Annotated in this window: 26 protein-coding genes; 16 read left to right on the forward strand and 10 right to left on the reverse strand. The window is 29.1% G+C overall.

What is annotated here, in order from left to right; all coding sequences use genetic code 11:
• Window positions 1–4 precede the first annotated feature (4 nt).
• From MBORA_RS04440 to brxL, 3 genes are read left to right on the forward strand one after another with little or no spacing between them, the layout of a single operon-like run.
• Window positions 5–520 carry a DUF1802 family protein gene (locus MBORA_RS04440; protein WP_042694083.1) on the forward strand — a complete coding sequence of 172 codons (516 nt, stop codon included), beginning with the start codon at window positions 5–7 and terminating at the stop codon, window positions 518–520.
• A gap of 1 nt (window position 521) precedes the next feature.
• The gene (pglZ, locus tag MBORA_RS04445; protein ID WP_042694042.1) at window positions 522–3,020 is read left to right on the forward strand and encodes a BREX-1 system phosphatase PglZ type A; all 2,499 of its coding nucleotides are present in this window, start codon (window positions 522–524) and stop codon (window positions 3,018–3,020) included.
• A 10-nt stretch (window positions 3,021–3,030) separates the two neighbouring features.
• Window positions 3,031–5,079, forward strand: coding sequence for a protease Lon-related BREX system protein BrxL (gene brxL / locus MBORA_RS04450; RefSeq protein ID WP_042694041.1), 2,049 nt, complete (start codon window positions 3,031–3,033; stop codon window positions 5,077–5,079).
• A gap of 19 nt (window positions 5,080–5,098) precedes the next feature.
• On the opposite strand, the gene MBORA_RS10245 is transcribed toward brxL, so the two are convergent.
• Window positions 5,099–5,269, reverse strand: a complete 171-nt coding sequence (locus MBORA_RS10245) for a restriction endonuclease subunit S (protein ID WP_081738394.1) — start codon at window positions 5,267–5,269, stop codon at window positions 5,099–5,101.
• Window positions 5,256–5,582: a restriction endonuclease subunit S domain-containing protein gene (locus MBORA_RS04455; RefSeq protein ID WP_052331839.1), complete on the reverse strand. Its 327-nt coding sequence runs from the start codon at window positions 5,580–5,582 to the stop codon at window positions 5,256–5,258. Before MBORA_RS04455 ends, MBORA_RS10245 begins: the two co-directional genes overlap by 14 nt.
• A 531-nt stretch (window positions 5,583–6,113) precedes the next feature.
• Between MBORA_RS04455 and MBORA_RS04460 the strand changes: the two genes are divergently transcribed.
• From MBORA_RS04460 to MBORA_RS04470, 3 genes are all read left to right on the forward strand, one after another.
• Entirely contained in the window at window positions 6,114–6,350 is a 237-nt protein-coding gene (locus MBORA_RS04460; RefSeq protein WP_063720294.1) for a hypothetical protein, read from the forward strand.
• A 174-nt stretch (window positions 6,351–6,524) separates the two neighbouring features.
• Window positions 6,525–6,998 carry a hypothetical protein gene (locus MBORA_RS04465; RefSeq protein WP_106787243.1) on the forward strand — a complete coding sequence of 158 codons (474 nt, stop codon included), beginning with the start codon at window positions 6,525–6,527 and terminating at the stop codon, window positions 6,996–6,998.
• A 146-nt stretch (window positions 6,999–7,144) separates the two neighbouring features.
• Window positions 7,145–8,089 carry an ABC transporter substrate-binding protein gene (locus MBORA_RS04470; RefSeq protein WP_063720312.1) on the forward strand — a complete coding sequence of 315 codons (945 nt, stop codon included), beginning with the start codon at window positions 7,145–7,147 and terminating at the stop codon, window positions 8,087–8,089.
• 6 nt (window positions 8,090–8,095) lie between these two features.
• Here the strand turns inward: MBORA_RS04470 and MBORA_RS04475 are convergent, their stop codons facing one another.
• Genes MBORA_RS04475 through acs form a run of 3 tightly spaced genes read right to left on the reverse strand, consistent with a single transcriptional unit; the run spans window position 8,096 to window position 11,227 of the window.
• Complete coding sequence (locus MBORA_RS04475; RefSeq protein WP_063720296.1) at window positions 8,096–8,716, reverse strand: DUF447 domain-containing protein; 621 nt, start codon at window positions 8,714–8,716, stop codon at window positions 8,096–8,098.
• A complete protein-coding gene (locus MBORA_RS04480) occupies window positions 8,713–9,078 on the reverse strand; it encodes a hypothetical protein (protein ID WP_063720297.1) in 366 nt (121 codons plus the stop codon). Before MBORA_RS04480 ends, MBORA_RS04475 begins: the two co-directional genes overlap by 4 nt.
• Before the next feature lie 52 nt (window positions 9,079–9,130).
• On the reverse strand, window positions 9,131–11,227 hold the full coding sequence (gene acs / locus MBORA_RS04485) for an acetate--CoA ligase alpha subunit (RefSeq protein ID WP_042694033.1): 2,097 nt from the start codon (window positions 11,225–11,227) through the stop codon (window positions 9,131–9,133).
• 243 nt (window positions 11,228–11,470) lie between these two features.
• On the opposite strand from acs, the gene MBORA_RS04490 reads away from it, so the two are divergent.
• Together MBORA_RS04490 and MBORA_RS04495 are read left to right on the forward strand one after the other, a co-directional pair.
• On the forward strand, window positions 11,471–12,391 hold the full coding sequence (locus MBORA_RS04490) for an MJ0548 connectase family domain-containing protein (protein WP_042694031.1): 921 nt from the start codon (window positions 11,471–11,473) through the stop codon (window positions 12,389–12,391).
• A gap of 9 nt (window positions 12,392–12,400) precedes the next feature.
• A complete protein-coding gene (locus tag MBORA_RS04495) occupies window positions 12,401–13,321 on the forward strand; it encodes an MBL fold metallo-hydrolase (RefSeq protein WP_042694029.1) in 921 nt (306 codons plus the stop codon).
• Between the two features lie 3 nt (window positions 13,322–13,324).
• Here the strand turns inward: MBORA_RS04495 and aroC are convergent, their stop codons facing one another.
• On the reverse strand, window positions 13,325–14,419 hold the full coding sequence (gene aroC, locus MBORA_RS04500; RefSeq protein WP_042694026.1) for a chorismate synthase: 1,095 nt from the start codon (window positions 14,417–14,419) through the stop codon (window positions 13,325–13,327).
• A gap of 54 nt (window positions 14,420–14,473) precedes the next feature.
• Entirely contained in the window at window positions 14,474–14,680 is a 207-nt protein-coding gene (locus tag MBORA_RS04505; RefSeq protein ID WP_042694025.1) for a hypothetical protein, read from the reverse strand.
• A 148-nt stretch (window positions 14,681–14,828) separates the two neighbouring features.
• Here MBORA_RS04505 and hemB point away from each other — a divergent pair, with 148 nt between their 5' ends.
• The 3 genes from hemB to MBORA_RS04520 are packed head-to-tail and all read left to right on the forward strand — an operon-like array spanning window position 14,829 to window position 17,462.
• Window positions 14,829–15,833, forward strand: coding sequence for a porphobilinogen synthase (hemB, locus tag MBORA_RS04510; RefSeq protein WP_063720298.1), 1,005 nt, complete (start codon window positions 14,829–14,831; stop codon window positions 15,831–15,833).
• Window positions 15,830–16,705 carry a triphosphoribosyl-dephospho-CoA synthase gene (locus MBORA_RS04515; RefSeq protein ID WP_042694023.1) on the forward strand — a complete coding sequence of 292 codons (876 nt, stop codon included), beginning with the start codon at window positions 15,830–15,832 and terminating at the stop codon, window positions 16,703–16,705. The genes hemB and MBORA_RS04515 overlap by 4 nt, the downstream gene beginning before the upstream one ends.
• Window positions 16,706–16,715: 10 nt before the next feature.
• Entirely contained in the window at window positions 16,716–17,462 is a 747-nt protein-coding gene (locus MBORA_RS04520) for a tetratricopeptide repeat protein (RefSeq protein ID WP_042694021.1), read from the forward strand.
• Here MBORA_RS04520 and MBORA_RS11375 read toward each other — a convergent pair.
• Window positions 17,439–17,561, reverse strand: a complete 123-nt coding sequence (locus MBORA_RS11375; RefSeq protein ID WP_331280281.1) for a DUF2085 domain-containing protein — start codon at window positions 17,559–17,561, stop codon at window positions 17,439–17,441. The genes MBORA_RS04520 and MBORA_RS11375 overlap by 24 nt on opposite strands.
• A 345-nt stretch (window positions 17,562–17,906) precedes the next feature.
• Here MBORA_RS11375 and pheS point away from each other — a divergent pair, with 345 nt between their 5' ends.
• Both pheS and MBORA_RS04530 read left to right on the forward strand, forming a co-directional pair.
• Complete coding sequence (pheS, locus tag MBORA_RS04525; protein ID WP_063720299.1) at window positions 17,907–19,451, forward strand: phenylalanine--tRNA ligase subunit alpha; 1,545 nt, start codon at window positions 17,907–17,909, stop codon at window positions 19,449–19,451.
• Window positions 19,451–20,224, forward strand: a complete 774-nt coding sequence (locus tag MBORA_RS04530; protein ID WP_063720300.1) for an exodeoxyribonuclease III — start codon at window positions 19,451–19,453, stop codon at window positions 20,222–20,224. Before pheS ends, MBORA_RS04530 begins: the two co-directional genes overlap by 1 nt.
• 11 nt (window positions 20,225–20,235) lie before the next feature.
• Here MBORA_RS04530 and MBORA_RS04535 read toward each other — a convergent pair whose 3' ends face one another.
• Window positions 20,236–20,937 carry a TIGR02253 family HAD-type hydrolase gene (locus tag MBORA_RS04535; RefSeq protein WP_042694019.1) on the reverse strand — a complete coding sequence of 234 codons (702 nt, stop codon included), beginning with the start codon at window positions 20,935–20,937 and terminating at the stop codon, window positions 20,236–20,238.
• A 44-nt stretch (window positions 20,938–20,981) separates the two neighbouring features.
• Window positions 20,982–21,665, reverse strand: coding sequence for a DNA polymerase domain-containing protein (locus MBORA_RS04540; RefSeq protein ID WP_063720313.1), 684 nt, complete (start codon window positions 21,663–21,665; stop codon window positions 20,982–20,984).
• A 215-nt stretch (window positions 21,666–21,880) separates the two neighbouring features.
• Here MBORA_RS04540 and MBORA_RS10555 point away from each other — a divergent pair, with 215 nt between their 5' ends.
• From MBORA_RS10555 to MBORA_RS04555, 3 genes are all read left to right on the forward strand, one after another.
• Entirely contained in the window at window positions 21,881–22,228 is a 348-nt protein-coding gene (locus tag MBORA_RS10555) for a hypothetical protein (protein ID WP_063720301.1), read from the forward strand.
• A gap of 70 nt (window positions 22,229–22,298) precedes the next feature.
• Window positions 22,299–22,739: a hypothetical protein gene (locus MBORA_RS04550; RefSeq protein WP_042694015.1), complete on the forward strand. Its 441-nt coding sequence runs from the start codon at window positions 22,299–22,301 to the stop codon at window positions 22,737–22,739.
• An 11-nt stretch (window positions 22,740–22,750) separates the two neighbouring features.
• Window positions 22,751–23,008: a hypothetical protein gene (locus MBORA_RS04555; protein ID WP_042694013.1), complete on the forward strand. Its 258-nt coding sequence runs from the start codon at window positions 22,751–22,753 to the stop codon at window positions 23,006–23,008.
• The last annotated feature ends 189 nt before the right edge of the window (window positions 23,009–23,197 follow it).

The raw sequence follows: 23,197 nt of genomic DNA on the forward strand, positions 1-23,197 counted from the left end.
TATTATGACGAAATCAATTACTAAATGTTTAAATGAATGGAATGCAACTATCGAAGCATTAGGTCAAGGAAAACAATCAATATTAGTTAGAAAATATGGAACCAATGTAAAAGAATTTTTATTGTATCCAACTGTAAGCTATGCATTTAAAGAAAATTATCTAAATAGTTTTAGAGAAGATTATCAAGATTTTGTAAAAGATAATTCTCTTCCAAATAAAAAAGATTCTAAATTTGAAGTTAAATATTTTGCACGTGTAGAAAAAGTTGTTGAAAAATCTTCTTCAAGAATAGGTGCTTTAAATGATTATCATATTTGGACAAAAAATCATGTAAAATCATATCTTGGCAATTCTAAAGCTCAAATTTGGATTTTAAGAGTTTATAAATTGGATGAACCAAAATTCCTTGAAAGAACAAGAGGAATGAAATATGCTAATGTTTCTGAAGAAGTTAAATTAGACAATTTAAAACCAGTATTATCTGAAAGTGAATTTGAAAAGATTTTAAAAGGTATTTAAAATGAATCTTGATGAAATAGAAAACAGAATAAATTCTATATTTTCAGAAGATTACAATCGTCAAATTATTTTCTGGTATGATGAAAATCAAGAATTTATTGAAGATATTGAAAATATTCAATTAAATAATGCAAAATTATATGTCTTAAAGGAGAATAATCTAATAAAAACCAAATACCAAATTGAATTTGAAGATAAAGAATCTAATTATCTTATTTATGCTCCATTCACACAACCTAATGATAATGATAATTATCTTGCTGATTTAGTTCATTATGCGGTTCCATTTTCAGCGGATAAAATTGAAATGATTGCTCAAAGTTTAAGTATCCCCTCAGAATATAATCATTTACTTAAAAAATATTCTGCCTTTTGGAATGCAAAATCAAGAGTAAATGCTTTTGAAAATCTAAATATTTCATATACTGAGTTAAATATTATTCAAGCAATATTAGCAGTTTTATCAAATCAAAAAACTTTAAATTTTGATTATATTGTTCGTGAAGTTATAATAAATAATTCTGAAGAAAATAAGATTATCAATAACTTTGAAAAATTTAATATCTTAGATGATTTTTGGCAGTTAATTTCAAAAAAATTCTCATACAATGATGATACTCCTTCAGTATCTAAATTTGTCAGATCATTAATTTTGAATTATACCTCAGGTTTATATCAAGGCCCAACACCAAAATCATGGGATGAATATCTAGTTGAAGATAAAAATAACTCTTCAATTTTCATTAGAGAATTTATGAAAAATGAAGATTATTCTAATTATTATGATGAAATAGCAGAAATATTAGAATCAAAACTTAAAATTACTAGTTTAGGTTACACCACTATTGATTCTTATGTTTATTGTGATTCATTTAAGAAATTTGATGAAAATATAATTAAACATTATGTTGAATTGTTATATGAAAATCAGGTTGATTTAGGTTCTGAATTTAAAAATATCTTGGAAGAGCGTAAAAAAACTCATTTTTATCGTAAATATAAGAGTTACTATGAAGTTTTAAGGTTTGCAAATTTATTCATTTCTTTAATTACTGAATTTAAAAGAACTGATCTTCCAGATGATGTTGATGGATTAATTAAGATTTATGCAAATAAATGGGTTTATTTAGATTCATATTATAGGAAATTCTATTATTTCTATGATAAATTGGATGAAACAGAGAATTTTGAAGATTTAAGACAATTAATTGAAAATTTATATGTAAATAAATTTTTAAGTGTAATTAATTCCAAATTCACTAAAAAACTTGTTGAAAAACCTATTTCAGAACTTGAAGTTCCAAAACAATGGAAATTTTATAAACAGAATATTCCATCTTCAGTAAGAAAACATAAAACAGCAGTCATTATATCTGATGCTTTCAGATATGGTTGTGCTGTTGAATTATTCGTGGAACTTGAAAAAGACCCTACTAGAACTCCAAAAATCAAGCCTATGATTTCTTCAATTCCATCATATACTGCTTTAGGAATGGCATCTCTTTTACCTAATAATGAAATATTTTATGAGGCAGAAAATCTATTAGTTGATGGTTTGAATTGCAGGTCCACTGATGAACGTAATGCTATTTTAAATAATTATTCAAATGATGTTTTAGCAATATCTTATGAAAATGTGGATAAATTAACAACAGAACAATTTAAGGAAAGAATGAAAGGAATTAATTTAGTTTATATTTATCATAATAAAATTGATGCTATTGGTGATCATGTCCCATCTGAAAATGAAGTATTTAATGCAGTTCAAGATACAATAGAAGATTTAAAAAATTTAATAACAAAATTAAGTAATATTAATTTCGCCCATTCGTATATCACTGCTGATCATGGTTTTATTTATAAACGTGATAAACTTAAAGAACATGATAAAGTTAGTTTAGATGCCTTTTCAGATAAACGTCATAAACGATTTATTATTTCAGAACAACCTTTAGCTATTGACGGTGCTGTTTCAATTTCTATGGATTATTTGAATATGGATTTATATGCAAATGTTCCAATCGGTGTGGATGTATTTAAAACAAAAGGTGCCGGGCTTAACTTTGTACATGGTGGTGCAAGTTTAGAAGAATGTATTATTCCTCTATTGGAAGTAAAAGCCAGTAAAAATTCTAATAAACGTCCAAAAGTTGATTTACAATTAATTTCAACAAATAATCGGATTACAAATTATGATGTTATGTTAACATTTTTCCAAAAAGAAAACGTTTCACAAGACATCAAACCTCGCCAAGTATCAATTTATTTTGTTGATGGGGGAAATAATAAAATTTCTAGTGATGCTATTATTTTTGCTGATAAAAATTCTGATTCCGCAGAAGATAGAGAATTTAAAGAAAAATTCAGACTTTTACAAAAACAATATGACAAATCTAAAAATTATTATTTAATTATAAGAGATTTAGATGACGAGTTAGAAATTGAGAGAATTCCTTTTACAATAGATATAGCTTTTCAGGATGGATTTGATTTCTTTTAGGTGATTTTTCATGAGTGAATATGATTTACAAGATGATTTAAATACAAAATTAAAACATTATTTTGATGGTAAAATTGTTCGAAAAGATTTAACCAAAAGAGTTAAAGAAGGTGCAAATGTACCAGTTTATGTTTTAGAATATTTGTTAGGCAAATATTGCTCGCAAAATGATGATTTAGTAGAGAAAGGTGTTCAGACGGTTAAAGATATCTTAGCTAATAATTATGTTCGTCCAGATGAAGCTCAAAAAATACTATCTAAAGTTAAGGAATTGGGTTCTTATTCTATTATTGATGTTGTAAGTGTTAGCCTAAATTATAAAAAAGATATTTATGAAGCTACATTTTCTAATTTGGGAATTAAAGAAATTCCTATTGCTCCCGAATTTCCTCAAAGATATGAAAGACTTTTAGGCGGCAACTTGTGGTGTATGGTTAATTTAGAATATGAATTTGATGAAGCAGATTATACTAGAAATCCAATTAAAATACGTAACTTACAACCAATACAACTACCTAATATAGATTTAGATGAAATTTTAATAAATAGAAAAAATTTCACTAAAGAAGAATGGGTTGATATTATTTTAAGGTCTTGTGGTATGGAGCCAACACAGTTTGATGACCGTGTAAAATGGTTATTAATAACTAGACTCATTCCTTTAGTTGAAAATAACTTTAACTTATGTGAACTTGGTCCTAGAGGAACTGGTAAATCCCATATTTATAAAGAAATTTCACCAAATTCTATTTTGGTTTCAGGTGGTCAAACTACAGTAGCTAACTTATTCTACAATATGAATACTAGACAAATTGGTCTTGTGGGTATGTGGGATTGTGTTGCTTTTGATGAAGTGGCAGGAATCAAATTCAAAGACCAAGATGGAATAGCTATCATGAAGGACTTTATGGCATCAGGTTCCTTTTCAAGAGGAAAAGAAGAGAAAAATGCAAATGCATCAATGGTATTCGTAGGAAATATTAATCAAAGTGTTGAATCATTATTGAAAACTTCTAGTTTGTTTGATCCTTTTCCTTCAGAAATTGGAACAGACACTGCATTCTTTGATAGGATGCATTGTTATATTCCTGGTTGGGAAATACCAAAATATAGGCCAGAATTTTTTACAGATGATTTTGGATTCATTACAGACTATTTATCTGAATTCTTCCGTGAAATGCGTAAACGATCTTTTTCTGATGCATACCAAGAATACTTCAGATTAGGTCGAGATTTAAATCAAAGAGACACAATTGCAGTTAATCGTATGGTGTCGGGGCTTGTTAAGATAGTTTATCCTGATGGGGACTTTGATAAAGAAGACATTCGTGAAATATTAACTTTAGCATTAGAATCAAGAAGAAGAGTTAAGGAACAGCTTAAAAAGATTGGCGGAATGGAATTCTATGATGTCAACTTTTCATACATTGATTTAGAAGAAAATAGAGATTATCCTGTTGGTGTTGAAGAACAGGCAAGCAGCAAATTAATTCCTGAAGGCGACTTAAAACCAGGACATTTATATTCTGTTGGACCATCAGCAGAAAGCGGAAAACTAGGTGTTTACAAGTTTGAAACTGAAATGATGAAAGGTACTGGCAAGTTTACACCAAATGGAATTGGGTCTAAAAAACCAATTACAGATTCAGTTAAAATTGCTTATCAATATTTCAAGTCAAATGCAAATTCAATCAGTGGACAGATTAAACACAAAGACAAAGATCATGTAATGCAGGTCAAAGATTTGCATGGTATTGGCATGACAAACCAATTAACTTTGGCAACATTTATAGCATTATGTAGTGTTGCAACAAATAGACAAGTATTGCCTTCACTAGCTATATTAGGCAATTTCTCTTTAGGTGGGACAGTTGAAAAAGTACAAAACTTAGCAGATGCTCTGCAAGTTTGTTGGGATAGTGGTGCTAAAAAAGTATTGATTCCAATGAGCTCCTATGCAGATATTGGATTGGTGCCTCCGGAACTATTTTCTAAATTTACAACAATACCCTATAACAGTCCTGAAGAAGCTGTTATGAAAGCATTTGGTTTGGAATAACCTTTTTTTAACTTTTTATTTACTTTTTGTTAATCTCAATTTTTCTATCAATTTGGCTTAAAAAATAAGAGATTTTATTTTGCTCATCAATTGGAAAATTTGGCACTTCATAATTTTGAATAGCTTTTTTATCTCTTCTAGGCATCTTTGTTCCTTTTGCATTTGCTATTACATAGCTAAAAAAAATCATCTGATGTTAAAACATAATAAAGAAACTTAGAATCATAGTTTTCTTTAGATCTTAAAACAAAAACATCACTAGAACATCCACATTTCATATTCAGAATACCATATTTTTTAAAATAAGGACATATGTTATTAATTAATATATCATTAGGCAAGTATTCTCTAACTGATTTTGTATCCGGCAATGAACTAACAATTGTAATTCGGCCTTTATTTGGAAGCATATTTTCCGTAGAAATATAATTTAATCCATTAATTTTTGATATTTCAATTTTTGAAGTTATGAACTTAGCAACATCATTTAAAACTAAACTCAAATTTAGCATTCAAAAAAACATGTTCAGGTAAATTTAAACTGAAAATAATACTATTTTAACAATTAAGGAACTGTCAATTTGTTAGGTCTTTTGTATATAAATAGTGTTTAATTTTTCAATTTTGTCTATTTGGTCTTCTTTTTGATTTTACATTTTTGATTTTTACGAAAGTTTTAAATACTATTTGTGTTTTTTATTTCAAATTTTTATTTTTTTTGAATTTTATCAAATATTTTAAGCCCCTTTTTTCCTTTTAATTATTCTTTAAATAGCTTATTGTTACTTAAATTAAATTTTCAATGTTAATATTTTATTTTTGTTAAAATAAAGTATATATAAGTTTATATAGGGTGGAAGGCAAATAATTATATATGAAAACAAAAATCAAAAGCCTTCCATATCTTAGGTTGGATGGCGAGCAATATATATTTATCGGTGATTTTAAAAATCCTATTCGAAAAGGATTTTTAGATGGAAAAAGCTTTGTTGAAAAATGCTATGTTCAATTAATTCTATCCTATTGAATCAATATTGGATGATAATTATTTTGTTAATAAAAATGGTGAAATAGAAGAGCGTTATCCTTTTTGTAAACATTGTGGTTCTAAAAAAGTTATTAAGAAAGATTTTAATTGGAGAATTTTGTACTTAGAATCTGGTTTAGCTGTTAAGGTAAAAATAAAAAGATATGAATGCCATGATTGTAAAAGAAAATGTCAATCAGAATTCTCTAAGTATTATAAAAAATACTGCAATTTTTCAAAATAATACTAAAATAATAAAGCAAAAAGATTACCTCCAAGATGGATGGAAATCATATAAGAAATCTTAAAAACGATTTTAATGAATTATATATCATTAAATAATCATCTTTATGAATCCATTAGAAAAATTACATATTTTTTGGTGATTCACTATAGTATAAAAAATATTTTAGAAGCCATGCAATCTAAAATTAATAAAACCGTAAAAAATTACAAGCAAGAATTAAAAATAAAACATCCTGAACTCTCAGATTATAAAATTAAAAAATTAATTAAAAACAAAAAAGAAGACTTAGAACAAGAAATAAAAGAATATCTTGAATTATTTTACGAATTATTTAACCAACAAACTTTCAAAAAAGCAATTCGTTATATCGATTTATTAAAAAATGAAATAAAAGGGTTTCCTAAACTTTTATCTGAATATTTAAATAAAAACTTTTTCCCAGAATATAGAAAATTTCTAAGATTCTTAGAAAATCCTTTTAAAGGAAAATTAGAAGGAACTAATAATAAATTAGAAAATTATTTGGGCAATACATTAGATAAAGACACAAAAAGAATTTATAGAATTCCTGAAGGTATGTTTGCTTATATTATGTCAAGAAAAAATGGTTGGATCGAAAACCGAAATCAAGACCTAACAAATTGACAGTCCCTCTAAAATCATATCATAAATATTTATATGTAAGCAGTGTGAATATCTAGTAACATGGGATTCAACTTTATAAATTAATCCTAGCATTTTGGCTGTTTTAATTTATTTTACCGTTATTTAATTTAGGTGATGTAATGGATATAAAAAAAATAGGTATAATTGCAGCAGTAGTTATTGTATTGTTGGTAATTATTGGTGTATTTGCTTCTGGTGGTCTTGGTGGCAGTAGTGATACTGTAACTATTGGCTATTTGCCTTCTGATCATGATGCTGCTTTATTTGTAGCTGATGCTCAAGGTTTATATGAAAAACAGGGTATTAAAACTGAACTTGTTCAGTTTAACAATGGTGGAGATTTAATGACTGCTATGGCTAGTGGTGATGTGGATGTTGGTTATGTAGGTATTACTCCTGTTTTATCTTCTATAGAGAAGGGTGTTCCTGTTAAGGTGATTTCTGCAGTGCAGACTGAAGGTAGTGGTATTGTTGTAACTAAGGATTCTGGTATTTCTTCGGCTAAGGATTTGGTTGGCAAATCAATAGCTACTCCTGGTGAGGCTTCTATTCAGCATGCTTTACTTGCATATTATTTAAAGGAAAATGGTTTATCTTTGGATGATGTTAAAGTGTCTTCTATGAAGGTTCCTTCTATGAATGATGCTTTAAACACTGGTAAGATTGATGCTATTATCACTTTCCAACCTTATGTAAGCATTGCTGCGAAAAATGACAATAATAAGGTTTTAGCTAATTCTACTGATATCTTACCGAACCATCCTTGTTGTGTGGTTGCAGCTTCCGATGACTTTTTAAATAAAAATCCAGATACTGCTAAGGCTATTGTTGATATTCATAAAGAAGCCACTGATTTTATAAATAAAAATCCGGATAAAGTAGTTGATTTGCTGCCTGAGGACATTGTTTCTGATGAGGACAGTGAGTTAGAATCTATTGAAAGTTTCCCATTTATTTCTGGTATTGATGATAAGTTTAAATCTGATGTTGATGATTTTATGGGTCTTGAAGTAGAGTTAGGTCTTTTAAAAGAGGTAATTCCTCAAGACAAAATATATTGGAAAGCATAGTTTTTTCTATGCTTTTTCATATTCTTTTTTTAGTATTTCCATAGCTTTTTTTGCATCGCTACTGCCGACTTTGTTGACTAGGCGCTGGTTTTCGTTTAATCTAGCTAAATATTCTTTTCTTTTTTCAGCATCCACGATTAGATATCTTGAATAATTTGTTAGGCTTTCTATTACTGCTGCAAATGATCTGTTAAATGCTTGTGTGTTTTCTTTAATTATTAGCTCTTTGATTTTTCCTGTAATCATGAATAGTTTTGCATCACTTTTTATTGGAAAGTCATCTAAAGTATTTTCTTCTATTGATTTGACTTCAATGATCATGTATGCGGGGGTATTTTTTAAAATAGCTATATTTTCATCATTAGTGTAATGGTCATTGCTTAATTTATCAAGGGTGCATTTTGTAAAAACTATTGGGTCTTGTGTCACGTTTACAACGTACTTTTTTGTTTCTTGAATGTTTTTTAGGGTTTTTGATCCTTCAAAGATTCTGCAAAATACTTTGTCTTCTCCAAGATATGTAAATGCAAAGGCACCAGCGTTTTTTTCTGTATTATTTATTGTTGTTGTTATGCATTCGTATTGTAGGTTTTCTTCGATTCCAATTTTTTTTAATTTTTCTTTCATTGTAGTTGTCCTCGCATTTTAAAGTATTCATCTGAGGTTTTAAGTATTTTATTAAATATTTTGATTAGTATGTTTATTTTTTCTTTTAAGGTATCATTTTTCAAATATTCGTTTAGTTTTATAATATAACTTGGAAATAGCTGACTGATATTTTCAAAGAATGGATCATATTCATTGTAGTTAATTTCTTCCTGGTTTAAATCATTAACTATGTCATTTAATAAAGCTTCAAAGTCAGTAGAACTATCGCTAATCATGGATAATATATTCTCATCTGCTTCACCATCATCTAGTTTTTTAAAAGCAGTATTTAAACGAATCATGGATATAGTGTATAGTTCTAAGTCAATTTCACCATACATGAAATCACCTAAAAATAATAAAAAAGAGTTAATTTCTCTTATGAGAAATTAATTAGAGTTTAATTTTAATATCAAGAGCACTTGAACCTTTTTCATAAACAAATATTGGGTTAATATCTAATTCAGAGATTTCAGGGAAATCTAGGGTTAATCTAGCTACTCTTTTAATAGCTTCTTTTACTTCATCAATATCACAAGGGGCTTCTCCTCTGTAACCTTCAAGTAATTTGGAAACTTTGGTACTTTCAATTTGCTTTTCAATTTCTTCAGAGCTAAGGCCGCGAGCTAAATTAAAGGACACATCCTCAATAAGGTTTACATAGATTCCACCCATACCAAATGCAATCATTGGTCCGAATTGCTTGTCCTTAATCATACCTACAATTACTTCCTCACCAGAGTCCATCATTTTTTGAACTTCTACTCCATCTGGGATAATGTCTGGGTGAGCTTTCTTAGCATTAGCTATTATTTCGTTGTAAGCTTTTTTAGCTTCATTGCTGTTGGTGATTCCTACCTTTACACCGCCAATATCTGATTTGTGTAAAATTTTATCTGATGCGATTTTAAGCACCACAGGGAATTCCATTTCTTCTGCAAGTTCTGCAGCTTCCTCAGCAGATTTTGATAATCTGATTGGCGCTGCTGAAATTCTGTATGCTTCAGCTACTGCATATGCTTCACTGCCAAGTAATGTATCTCTTCCAGCAGAGGTAACTTTGTCAAATATTGCTCGCACAGCATTTTTATCAACATCACTTACTTTTTCAATAACATCATCATAGCTTCTATCTTCTAGTCTTGCAAATCTGGTCATTGCCTCAAGGGCAGTTACTGCTGTTTCTGGAAATACATATGTTGGCACATCATTAGCTCTTAGAGCATTGTTAGCATCTTCAAATGATGGCCCTCCCATATTTACAACAATAATTGGTTTGCTGAATTTATGTCTTTCTTCTAGAATCACGTTTGCAATTCCATCAGGGTCTGCTGATGCAGTTGGACAAACCATAATAATTAAACTATCAACTTGCTCATCTTTAAGTACAATATCTAACGATTTTTTATATCTATCTACTGGCGCATCACCAAGTACATCAATAGGGTTATTTACACTTCCTTCATCAGGAATGCATTCTTTTAGTTTTGCTTTAGTTTCATCATCAAATTGAACAAGCTTTAAACCTGCTTTTTCCATTGCATCTACTGTTAAAACTCCTCCTCCACCGGCATTAGTAATAATAGCTACATGGTCACCTTTTGGAAGTGGTGCTTTTGAAAATGCAAGACCTAAGTCAAATAATTCTGCCATTGTTCCTACGCGGATAATTCCTGATTGCTTAAATGCCGTGTCAAATGCTAAGTCACTACCTGCAAGCGCTCCTGTATGTGAGGATGCTGCCTCTGCTCCTGCACTGCTTGAACCTGATTTAAGTATGATAATTGGTTTTTTGATTGCAACTTCTCTCATGGTTCTAATAAAGTCTTCATCTTCAGAAATTGATTCTAAATAACAGATTATAACTGCAGTTTCATCGTCTTCAGATAAGTATTTTAATAATTCAATTTCGTTTACTCCAGCCTTGTTTCCAAGACTGATTACTTTACTAAATCCGATTCCAGAAGTAATACTCCAGTCAATAATAGCTACCATCATAGCTCCACTTTGGGAGATAAATGCTATATTTCCTTTTGGAGTCATCATTTGTGAAAATGATCCATTTAATGGTGTGTGTGAATCGGTAATTCCTAAACTATTTGGTCCAATAATGTTTATACCATATTCCTCTCCAAGTTTTGTTAATTCTGCTTCTAACTTAGCACCTTCTTCGCCAACTTCTTTAAAACCAGCAGTAATAACTACTATGTTTTTAACACCTACTTCTCCACAGTCACGTACAGTATCGTTTACAAAGACAGAGGGAATAGTGATTATTGCTAAGTCCACAGTTTTTGGTATGTCTTTTATACTTGCATATGCAGTTTTACCAAGAATTTCTCCACCTTTTGGGTTTACAGGATATATTTCGCCTTTAAAACCATCATTTATGAGATTATCAACTATAATATGTCCTACTTTTCCTGAGGTACTTGAAGCTCCAATAATAGCCACAGATTCAGGTTTAAACATCTTATTAAGATCTTTCATAAGTTTTTCTCCTAATCATTTATATTATTAAATCATTAATAATTTATAATGATAAATAATTAACAATTATTATAATAGTATTATACCTTAGTCATATTTAAAGATTGTTGGTTTTTATGCTATTTTCAGTTATTTTATTTTAATAATTCAATATTCTAATTTTATTAAACTATATAAAATATGATATTCATAAATATAAACAATTAATAAACTAATAAAACTTTAAATGTTTTAGGGGATAGAATGAGCTTAATTATCGCTTACATTGGTAAAAAAGGTTGCGTAATGGCCAGTGATAAAAGAAAAATTGGTTATTTTGGCAACAAAGAGAATTTGGAAATTCTAGAAAATGAATTATATAATGCAGTAATTCGTGATGATGATGAATTTTTAAAAAGAGCTGAAGAATTAGGTATTTCTATTAAAATTACAGATGATGCAAATAAGATTAGTATTGTTGAAAATACTATAAGAGGCGAGGTTAGTACAAAAGGAACCTTTGAAACTAAAAGAAAAAGGATTTATGGAACTACTAACGGTTACCAAATTGTAGAACTATTAGGTTCCGAGGTATCATCACGCCAAGCTGGTAAAAGTGGTATTATAATATTTGGAAATAAATTTGCAAAACAAAAAGCTGAAACTTTAATTAATAGATACTGGAAATCTTCTCAAAGTTTAAAATATATGGGTGAAATCTTTGGAAATATTCTAGAAGAAATTTCTAAAAAAACTCCATCAATAGGGTCTCAATTTGATATTCTAGTTAAAAGTCCAAACTTTGATGAAATGAAAGCTCAAAAACATCTAGATGTTACAATTGATCACGATATCAAAGTTTTAACTAAATTTAGACAAAAATTAACCGAGGAATTAATTCAACAAAATTTAGCTATTGAAATGGCTAATAAAATTATTGATAAAGGTGAAATTGGAAAAGTTGTTTCAATAGAAGACAACATGATCCAAGTTGAACTTAATGATAAAACACAAGCCATGAACGGGGACTGGAAACAATTAGCAGCTCCTGGTGAAAAAGTTTTAATGTTTAGTACTAGTGATGATATTAAACTTGGAGATAAAGTTATAATTGATAATGAAATTTTATGTCTTAAAAAGAATAAATCTCCTTTAAGTTGTGATATAATTTTATGTTCACTGTAGGAGGTTTAAATGAAACTTACATTTTTAGGCAGTGGTGGTGGAAGATTTTCCGCTATCTCTCAGCGTAGAATGACAGGTGGATTTAGGATTGATAATTTATCAGGTAAAAATTATCACATTGATCCAGGTCCGGGTGCTTTAGTTAGAACTTATCAATTTGGATTAGATCCAAGAAATATTAATGGAGTATTCGTCTCTCATGCACACACAGACCATTATAATGATGCAGAAATTCTCATTGAAGCCATGACTAAAGGAATGACAAAAAGAAATGGTACAATTATTGGAAGTCCTAGTGTTCTTGGAGGATATCAAAAATGGGGTCCTTGTATTTCTAAGTATCATCAAAGCATGTCTGATAAACTTGTTTTAAAAGCAGGTGAAGTAAGTGAATTGGATGGGTTTACTATTAAAGGAACTAAAACATTTCATGGTGATCTTGCAGGTGTTGGTTTTCAAATTGACTATAAAGGATTTAAAATATCTTACACTTCTGACACTGCCTATTTTGATGAACTGGTGGATTATCATAAAGGTTCAGATATTTTAATAGCTAGTGTGTTAAGACCGGGCATTAAATCCATTAACGGACATATGAGTACATTTAACTTCATTGATTTGGTAAAGGGGGTAAAACCTAAGGTAGCTATTATGACTCATTTAGGTCTTAAAATGTTAGCATCTAACCCATTAACCGAAGCTAAAAAAGTAAATAAAGAAACTGGTGTTAAAACAGTAGCTGCATTTGATGGAATGTCTTTAAATATTAATTATAATAATCCAAGAAAATTTAAAATGATTTCTCTTAAAGATGTTAATTCAAATGCCCATAGTTGTAACAAAACTTTATTTAAAAACGAAAGAAAAAACACGTTTCAAGGGGTAATAGATAATAGGGAATTTGATGAGTTAAAAATAGGTAAAAAATAAGAATTATTCATCTAAATTTGTCGGATGAATAAAACCAGAGCGAATCATATGATCTGCAAGAACAATTGCGGTTGAAGATTCAGCTACAATACACACCCTAGGGCAGATACAGGGGTCATGACGACCCTTAATTTCTATTTTTTTATTTTCCATATTATTTAAATCAATAGAGTTTTGGCATTTAGAAATAGATGGGGTAGGTTTGATAGCTATTTTAGTTATTATTGGCATTCCATTACTCATTCCACCTATTATTCCACCGGAATTATTAGATTTAGTAACTACTTTACCATTGATTATTTCAAACTCGTCGTTTATTTCACTTCCAAAATGGTTAGCCACATCAAAACCACGACCAATTTCAACACCTTTAACAGAGGCAATATTCATTAAAATTCTTGATAAATCCCCATCAAGTCTTTCAAAAATAGGTTCACCAAGTCCAACTGGAAGACCAATAGCTATTGTCTCAACAATTCCTCCAACAGAATCTCCTTCAGCTTTTTTAGATAAAATTAACTCTTCCATTTTTTTTGCAGCTTTCACATCTCCGCAGCGAACAGGATTTTTTTCAATATTTTCTTTAATTGTGTTAAGATCACTTTCTTTTGTTTTAATATTGCCGATTTGAGTTACATGAGAAATTATTTCGATATTTTTTGTTTTTAAGAGCTTTTTAGCTATTGCCCCACCAATTACATGGCCAATTGTAACACGTCCACTTCCACGGCCGCCACCGGCATAATCATAGTTACCATATTTTTTCATCCAAGCAAAATCACCATGGGATGGTCGAGGAGTGTTTTTAAAGGAGGAATAGTCTTTAGATTTTTGATTGTTATTATAAACAACTCCAGTTATTGGAGTTCCATCAGTTTTTCCATTAAAAATCCCAGATAAAACTTTTACCTTGTCAGATTCTTGTCTAGGACTGGATACATTACTATTTCCAGGTTTTCTTCTATCTAACTCTTTTTGAATATCATCTGCACTTAATTCAAGATTTGCAGGACATCCATCTACAACAGCTCCAAGTGCTTTTCCATGACTACTTCCAAAAGTGGTTATTGAAAATTTTTCTCCAATTCGGTTTGACATAGTAAATCCTCTATTATTTAAATTGTGGTGTTTAATGGCGTGGTCTTTACTTGTTTACATATTGTATGCATCATAAGCAGTATATAATGGATAAATTAGGTATATAATCTGTCCTATAGTTCCTAAAAGCATCACTAATATACAAGATATTATAATTGCACCTACAAACATTATTGCTCCTTTTTTAGTTTCACCTTGGACTATTTGACCAATACCTGGTAAGAAAAAGGAAATAATAGCAGCAACAATTGGACTAACCATAGTATTAACCTCCTTTAATTAATTATTATAAATTTTATTATTTTTTAATAATATCTTTATATACAAACTAATAACATTATTTTGTTTATATATGAATATATAAGTATTTTTAAATAATTTTAAGTTAAATCTATTAAATGTGATAAATATGTATTTTCCAAAAACAAGAATGAGAAGACTAAGAAAAAATTCTAAAATTCGCAATATTGTTCGTGAAACTAAGCTTCAAAAAGAAGATTTGATATATCCAATTTATTTTAAAGAAACTCTTATGGGAGATGAAAAAGAGGAAATATCTTCTCTTCCAGGTGAATTTAGATACTCTCTTGAAAGTGGAGTTAAATTTGCAAAAAAATTAGAATCTAAAGGTTTAAAATCAATAATAGTGTTCGGAATTCCACCTGAAGAAGAAAAAGATGAAATTGCATCTCCTGATTATTCAAAAACAGGTATTGTTCAAAAAGCAATTAGAAAACTTAAAAAAGAAACTAATCTTGTAGTTATTAGTGATGTTTGTTTATGCCAATACACTTCTCATGGGCATTGTGGTTTAATTAAAGAAAATGGAGATAGTGATGATGGAATAGAAATATTAAATGATGAATCCCTTGAATACATTGCAAAGGTTGCATTATCTCATGCTCAAGCAGGCGTTGATATTGTTGCACCTTCTGATATGATGGATGGTAGAGTTGAAGCAATTAGAAATGTTTTAGATGAAAATGGATTTTATAATGTAATGGTAATGTCTTATTCAGCTAAATACGCATCAGCATTTTATGAACCATTTAGGCTAGCTGCATGTTCATCACCACACAAAGGAGATAGGAAAAGCTACCAAATGGATCCGGCTAATGCAGTAGAAGCAATACGTGAATGTGAACTTGATGTCGTCGAGGGTTGCGATTTTCTAATGGTTAAACCAGCACTACCTTACTTGGATGTGGTTAGGATGGTTAAAGATGAATTTACTCTTCCCTTAGTTGCATATAATGTTAGTGGTGAGTTTTCAATGATTATGGCAGCTATTGAAAATGGTTATTTGACAGAAAAAGCAATAATAGAATCATTACTTTCAATTAAAAGAGCTGGAGCAGACCTAATTATTACCAATTTTGCTGCATATGTACTTTTCAATGATTTGATAATATGAAAGCAGAAGAAATAGCTAAAATAGCTCAGATTGCATCTGCACTTGAAGTTAGTGGATATCCAAAACCAGGTAATGTTCATAGAACTCGTAATTATGACGATATGGTTTTTGAAGATTTTATTATAAGTGGGATTGTTATTGGAGATACAATAAGAGAAGCTACAAAAAATGTTAACATTGAAAATCCGTGTTTGGGAAAATACATTTTAAATGCAGTTAAAGAAACAGATAACTGGATTAAAAACAACACTAACCTGGGAATTGTAATGATGATAATTCCAATAGCTTGTGCAACAGCTATTAGTAATAATTTTAATGAAATTCGTCCTAATATAGTTAAATTAATGAAATCAACATCAGTTGAGGATGCATGTGACTTATATGATGCAATCAATATTGCAGATGCTGGTGGAATGGGCAACCAAGATGAATATGATGTAGCAAGTACAAATGCTAAAGAAGAATTAAAAGCTAACAAGCAAACAATGTGGGATGTTTTAAAAATATCTGCACCATGGGATAGACTAGCTAATGAGATGACTTCAGATATGCCAGTTGTATTTGAAATAGGTTATCCAACATACTATAATTTAATAAAAGAAAATTCTCTAAATAAATCCTGCATTTTAACATTTTTAACAATTCTGTCTGAAATTCCAGACACTTTAATTTCAAGAAAATATGGAGCTAAAAAAGCTAGTGAAATATCAAATCAAGCTAGACAATTACTTAAATATCAAAATGATGATGATTTTAAAGATAAATTAAAAGAATTTGATGATTATTTATATGAAAATAAGTTTAATCCAGGAACAACTGCCGATTTAACAGCAGCATCAATTTTTGTTACATATTTAAAATCAAATTTTTAAGGTGTGAAAAATGGTTGATTATGAAAAAGTACTTGAAAAAGCAGATGAAGCATTAGACACTGGTGATTATTTAAGTGCAATTAAACATTATGAAGAAGTTTTAGATAAATATCCTAATTGCATTACTGCTTGGAACAATAAAGGATTAGTTTATGCTAAAAAAGGAGAGTATAAAAAAGCTATTGAAAACTTTGACAAAGCTATTGAATTAAATTCTGAAAATGAAAATGCACTTCAAAACAAATTTAGTGCATCAATATTTATATTTGATTTTAACGCAGCTAACGAAGCCTGTGATGGACTTTTAAAAATAAATCCTACGGATGTCGTTACATTAACAAATAAAGGATTCGTCTGTTCACAATTAGGTAAAGTTGATGAAGCTTTAAAATCAATAGATAATGCATTAAAACTAAAACCTAATCAACCAGCACTTTGGACTAATAAAGGATTTCTTTATGAAGGATTAAGAGAATTCGATAAAGCTATTGAATGCCATAATAAAGCTATTGAAATCGAAGGTGAAAATTCAATGTTATTTGTTAATAAAGGATTTGCATGTAAACAAGCAGGTCAATATGAACTAGCTATCACCTGTTTTAATATTGCCATAAATTTAGATCCTAAAAATGATAAAGCTTATTTAAATAAAGGATTAACTTTTGAAAAAATGGGTAATCAAAAAGAGGCAAATAAATGTTATAATCAAGCAGTAGCTATTAATCCAAGCCTTTTAGAAAATGGGAATTTTTCTTAAAAAAATCATTCCAAGCCCAATACCTCCAAGTAGGCCAGTTATAAATCTTAATGCATTATTACTTTCTCTAAGAATATTGTATTGAGTATTTTTCGTCACTTAGTTGTGTTTTTAATTGAATAATTTTCTCAAGATTTGATTGTGTATGTTTATATTTTTAAAATATATGGATATATGCTTAATTTTAAGTCTTTAAAAAGCTTTCATCATGTTTAATTTTTATTATTTCAGATGAATTTTTTATTTACATTAATTTTATTAGGTTAATTCATGAAGGGGTTAAAATAAAATAAAAAATTTTTTTCAGATATTAGATGTTATTTTGCTTAATTTAAAGCTAAAAATAATCTATCATTAAGTTTTTGAAAGTGCCATTTTACATTATATTTATTAATGTTTTTTAACAAATATTGTACTGTTATTAATTATAATTATGGTGTTTAAATGAGTGAGGATGTTAAAAAAACCATTAATGAATTACATATTTATGAAAAACGATTATTAAAAGAATTAGAATCAAATATTAATAGCACTCCTGAAGATATAGCTAAAAAAACAGGCATGGACATTAAATCAGTTATGAGTGCGGCTGGTTCGCTTGCTTCAAAAGATATTATTGAAGTTAAAAAAGATGTAGATGAAATAATCTCTTTAACAGATAATGGTATTAAATATGCTGATAGAGGACTACCTGAGCGTAAAATCTTAGGTGTACTGGTTGAAAAACAGCATTTGGCCATGAAAGAACTAGCTGATGCAGCTAATTTAGATAAAAAAGAAACAAATATAGCTATTGGTTGGTTAGTTCGTAAAAATTGGGCTAAAATCGATAAAGGCATTGTTAGTATAACTGATTTTGGTCGTGATTTTTCAGGTAAGTTGGGAGATGATGAAGAGTTATTAAATCACCTTAAAGATAAGAAAAACCAAATTAAAGATGAATTAAGTGCTGATTTATTAGATGGTTTTAAAAAGTTAAATGATAGAAAAAATATTTTAAATATTAAAAAGAACACCTCACATTCTTTTAAAATTTTAGAAAAAGGTGAAGCTATTTTAAACGAGGGTTTCACAATTCAAAAACAAGCTACTCAATTAACACACCAGCAATTAAAAGATGGAGAATGGAAAAATTTACAATATCGTCCTTATGATATTACAGCTGAAGCACCAATTGTTTTTCCAGGTAAAAAACATCCTTTGAGAATAATTATTGATGAGATAAGAGAAATCTTTTTTAATTTAGGCTTTGATGAAGATAATGGTGATATTTTAGAATCTGCTTTTTGGAACTTTGATTCACTATTCCAACCTCAGGATCATGCGGCTCGTGAAATGCAAGATACATTTTATGTTAAAAATCCACTTACTTGCGATTTACCTGATAGTGAGGTAGTTGAATTAACTTCACAGGTTCATGAAGATGGTGGTGATACAGGGTCTACTGGTTGGCAGTATGATTGGGATGAGAATATTGCTCGTCAAAGTGTTTTAAGAACTCACACTACTGGAATTTCAACTAAACACTTGTTTACTCACGAACCTCCAATGAAAATGTTTTCAGTTGGTCGAGTATTTAGAAGGGAAACTTTTGATTATAAGCATTTGCCTGAATTTCATCAGGTGGAAGGTCTTGTTTGTGGTGAAGATGTTAGTTACAGGAATCTTTTAGGTATTTTAAAGGAATTTTATAAACAACTAGGATTTGAAGTTAGATTCAGACCTGCTTATTTCCCATATACTTACTTATCAACAGAGTGTGAGGTTTACTTAGAAGATAAGCAAAGTTGGATTGAACTTGGCGGTTCTGGAATGTTTAGGCCAGAAGTATTAAAACCACTAGGTATCAATCAACCTGCACTAGCTTTTGGTTTAGGCATTGAAAGATTAGCCATGATAAGATACGATGTTTCTGACATTCGCATGCTTTATAAAAGTGATATTAAATGGCTTCGTGAATTACCACTTAATGAAGGAGTTCAGTTATAATGAGTGTAAAGCTAGTTTCTTGGAATGTAAATGGAATTAGGGCTGTAAGTAAAAAAGATGAGTTTTGGGATTGGTTTTATAATACTGATGCAGATATCATTAATTTTCAAGAGATAAGGGCTAGTAGTAGTGATATTCCAAGTAAATTAAGTGATGTTGATGGATTTCATTCTCATTTTAATGAAGCTGATAAGAAAGGGTATAGTGGAGTTGGAACCTTTTCTAAAGAGAAACCTGTTGAAGTTATAAAAGGATTGGGAAATTCAAAGCTCGATAGTGAAGGAAGGGTTTTGAGACTAAAATATCCTAATTTTACTCTTTTTAATATTTATTTCCCTAATAGTGGAATGAATGCAAAAAGATTAGATTTTAAAGTTGAATTTTGTAATACTTTACTTGATTTGCTTTTGGATTTAAAAAATCAAGGTGAAAACTTAGTTATTACTGGAGACTATAATATTGCTCATCATCCAATTGATGTTTATAATCCTAAAAATTGTGAAGGAAAATCTGGTTATCTTCCAGAGGAGCGAGCTTGGCTTGATGAGATGGAAAAAGCTGGTTTTGTAGATACTTTTAGGATGTTTGATGAAGGTGAAAATAATTTTACTTGGTGGAGTTATAGAACCCGTGCAAGAGATAGAAACGCTGGTTGGAGATTAGATTATTTTTATGTCAATGAAGAAATAAAAAACAAAGTAAAATCAGCTAAAATTTTAAATGATATATTTGGTTCAGACCACTGTCCAATAACTCTAGAACTTGATTTTTAAATTTTTAGTGATTATAATATTTTATTAACATCACCGATATTTTCAATTATTGTAATATCTAATTGCTCTTTTTTAATGTAATCTCGGTCTTCTTCAATAATATCTGAATTAACAAGAATGGCACTCATTCCAGCATTAACGGCTCCTAATGCATCTTCTTTAAATTTATTTCCAATCATAATGGATTTATCAGGATTTCCTTGCATTTTTCTAAGAGCTACATCGTAAATTAGTTTATCTGGTTTTTTCTTACCTACTTCTTCTGAAGTTATCACGGCGTCAAAAAATTGATATATGTTAAGTCTAACTAATTTTTCCCATTGTTTGATTGTAATTCCATTAGATATAACAGCTAAACGATATCCTTGACTTTTAAGATAAATTAATGTATCAATAGTTTGTGCAAATGGACGTAACAATGCCATTTTAACATTATGGTAAGTAATCATTCCTAATGCTATAAGCATTGGATCTTCATGACCTAAAACAACTTTTGTTAGTACATTAAAGTGTTTTCCATAATTTGAACCTCTTTCTCTGATAATTGTTTTTAAAACACCGTATGCTTCGTCTTTATCAAGGGGTAATCCATTATCTACCATTAATTCTAGTGCAGCTCGTCTTGCAGTTTCAGCAAATGCTGAAGTATCAAGCAATGTATCATCTACATCAAAGAAAACAACACGATCACTATCTTTTTTAGTGGTTATCATCACTATAAGAATATAAATCTTGTGTTATTTATAGTTTAAGAAATTTAAAAAAAAGCATCTAAACTTTGTTGTACCTCTCCAACTGCCATGTCTTCCAAATCTTTTTTAGAATATCCAAGAGGTCCCATAATTCTTCCAACAGCTGGAATTAATTGATGATGAATATAGTAATCCTTGTCATATTCGTATCCTTCACTATAATCATAAGGAACTGCACGTTGACTAATAGAACCTTTCCCTTTAACGATTATATATTGTATAATCGTTCCACGGGATATTTTAATGCCATGTTCTTCGATTCTCTTTGCAGCTACTACATGAGGTCCAACCTGTTTGTATTGGTCAAGTTGTTTAGTAATTTGTGTGTGTATAATAAGCTCTTTTTTATCAACTTCTCCTTTCCTAATTCTTTTTAAAACTTTTTTAACAGCTTCAATAGCTTTATCAGAATTACCTTCTTTTAAAATAGCCATTAAAACAGATTCTTGAGTATTTTTAACAATAGGTGCCCAATCTCTTCTTACTAACTCTAATCCTTTAGCTATAATTTCTCCATCTTCGATTACAGCATATCGTTTCTTACTTACAAAAAATCCTCGTCTGTAGAAACCTTCATATTCTAATTCCATACCTTCGGGAAGTGTGGAGTTAAGATATTTTATAAATTTTTGAGCTTGTGCTTTAATTTCAGCTTCAAGTTCTAATTGTTCTTTTGTCTCTTCAATCAATTCAGGCACCATTTTTATCTATTAATTAAAATATTTTCTTTTAATATAATATAGTTTATGTTGTTGGATATAAAATCAATTTTTTTAATTTATTTTAATATTATTGCTTTAGAATGACTTTATTTATCTTAATAATAATTTTTATTACTTTTTTAATGCTCTTGGGTGATTTATATATGTTAAACAATCTAAAATACTATTAGAGGTTTGATATTATGAAATTAAAAAAATTAGTTTCTAGCTATGATGAAATAAATGATAGATTTGTTGGTAAAATTGAAGGTACAAAAGGGTATTTGTTAAGTTATGCCATTTCAAATAATGTTTTTTTAAATTTAGATAAAAATAAATATCCTTCTTCAATTTTTATAGAAAATGCATCTGAAGTTTTAAACACTTCAAAAGAAGAGCTTAAATATTCAAACATAAAAATAATAATTGATTGTAATGCTCTTTTTGTTCATTTCAATCTTTTTATTGATGATTTAAAAAGCCATTCTTTTAAAACTAGAAATACTCACAACATATCCAATTCCAATATTATAATTGACAATTCAGTATAATCTTTAAATAATACTTTTAAAATATAATAATATATTGTATTTATCAGTTTATTATTGGAGTTAATATAATATGGTTAAAATTGATTATTGTCCTTCTTGCGGAGGCAAATTAATAAAAGGTAGTTTTATTTGCCCTTTTTGTGGGTTAGATGCTGAAGAATTATTTGCTAAGGGTTATTTACTTAAAAGTGATGCTTCTAATAATTCTATCGAACTTATGGATGATTCTAAAGATATTTTAATGAATGATGTTGAAAATGATGATGCAGAAATGGTCATTGAAATACCTGAAGATGCTGATGAAGATATTGTTATTCCATTGGATGATTATATCGATGTTGACGGACTAAATGAGGGTCAACCTATTGAAATTGTAGTTCAAGTAGATAGTGATGGTTCTAATTATGAATTTGATAATGATGATGATGTAAATTATCCATTTGAATATTATGATGACGATGATCCCTATGACATTGTTTATTATGAATATGCTGGAGATGATGAAGATTAAGTGGGTGTAACATGATTAATCATGAAATGAATATCCCCTACTATATTATGAATGATGATAATTTAGCATCAATTTTAGATGCAAGTAAGGAAGCATATATCGATGATAATGACTTAAGGGAGTTATTAGTTGAATTACTTGGAAATAACATTTCAGAAATTGATATTCAAAAAATTTTAGATGCATCTAGTGATGAAAACATTACTGAAGAAGAATTTGATAAAATAGTTGATGAATTCATATTAAATAATAAATCTGGTAAGAATTAATGATGTTTACTTTATATTAGTGTTCGTGTGCCAAAAGTAAAACATTTATATATGATGATAAATTAATAATTTATTATCATTATTCTTTAAGACTCTTTTTTGCTCTCAAAAGTTTAATTGTTATTTTTCTTGTCCAACAATTTAACGAAAAGAGACTTATTGACTGCGATTATTAATTAATTATATTTA

This window comes from Methanobrevibacter oralis, assembly GCF_001639275.1.
Classification (GTDB): Archaea; Methanobacteriota; Methanobacteria; order Methanobacteriales; family Methanobacteriaceae; genus Methanocatella; species Methanocatella oralis.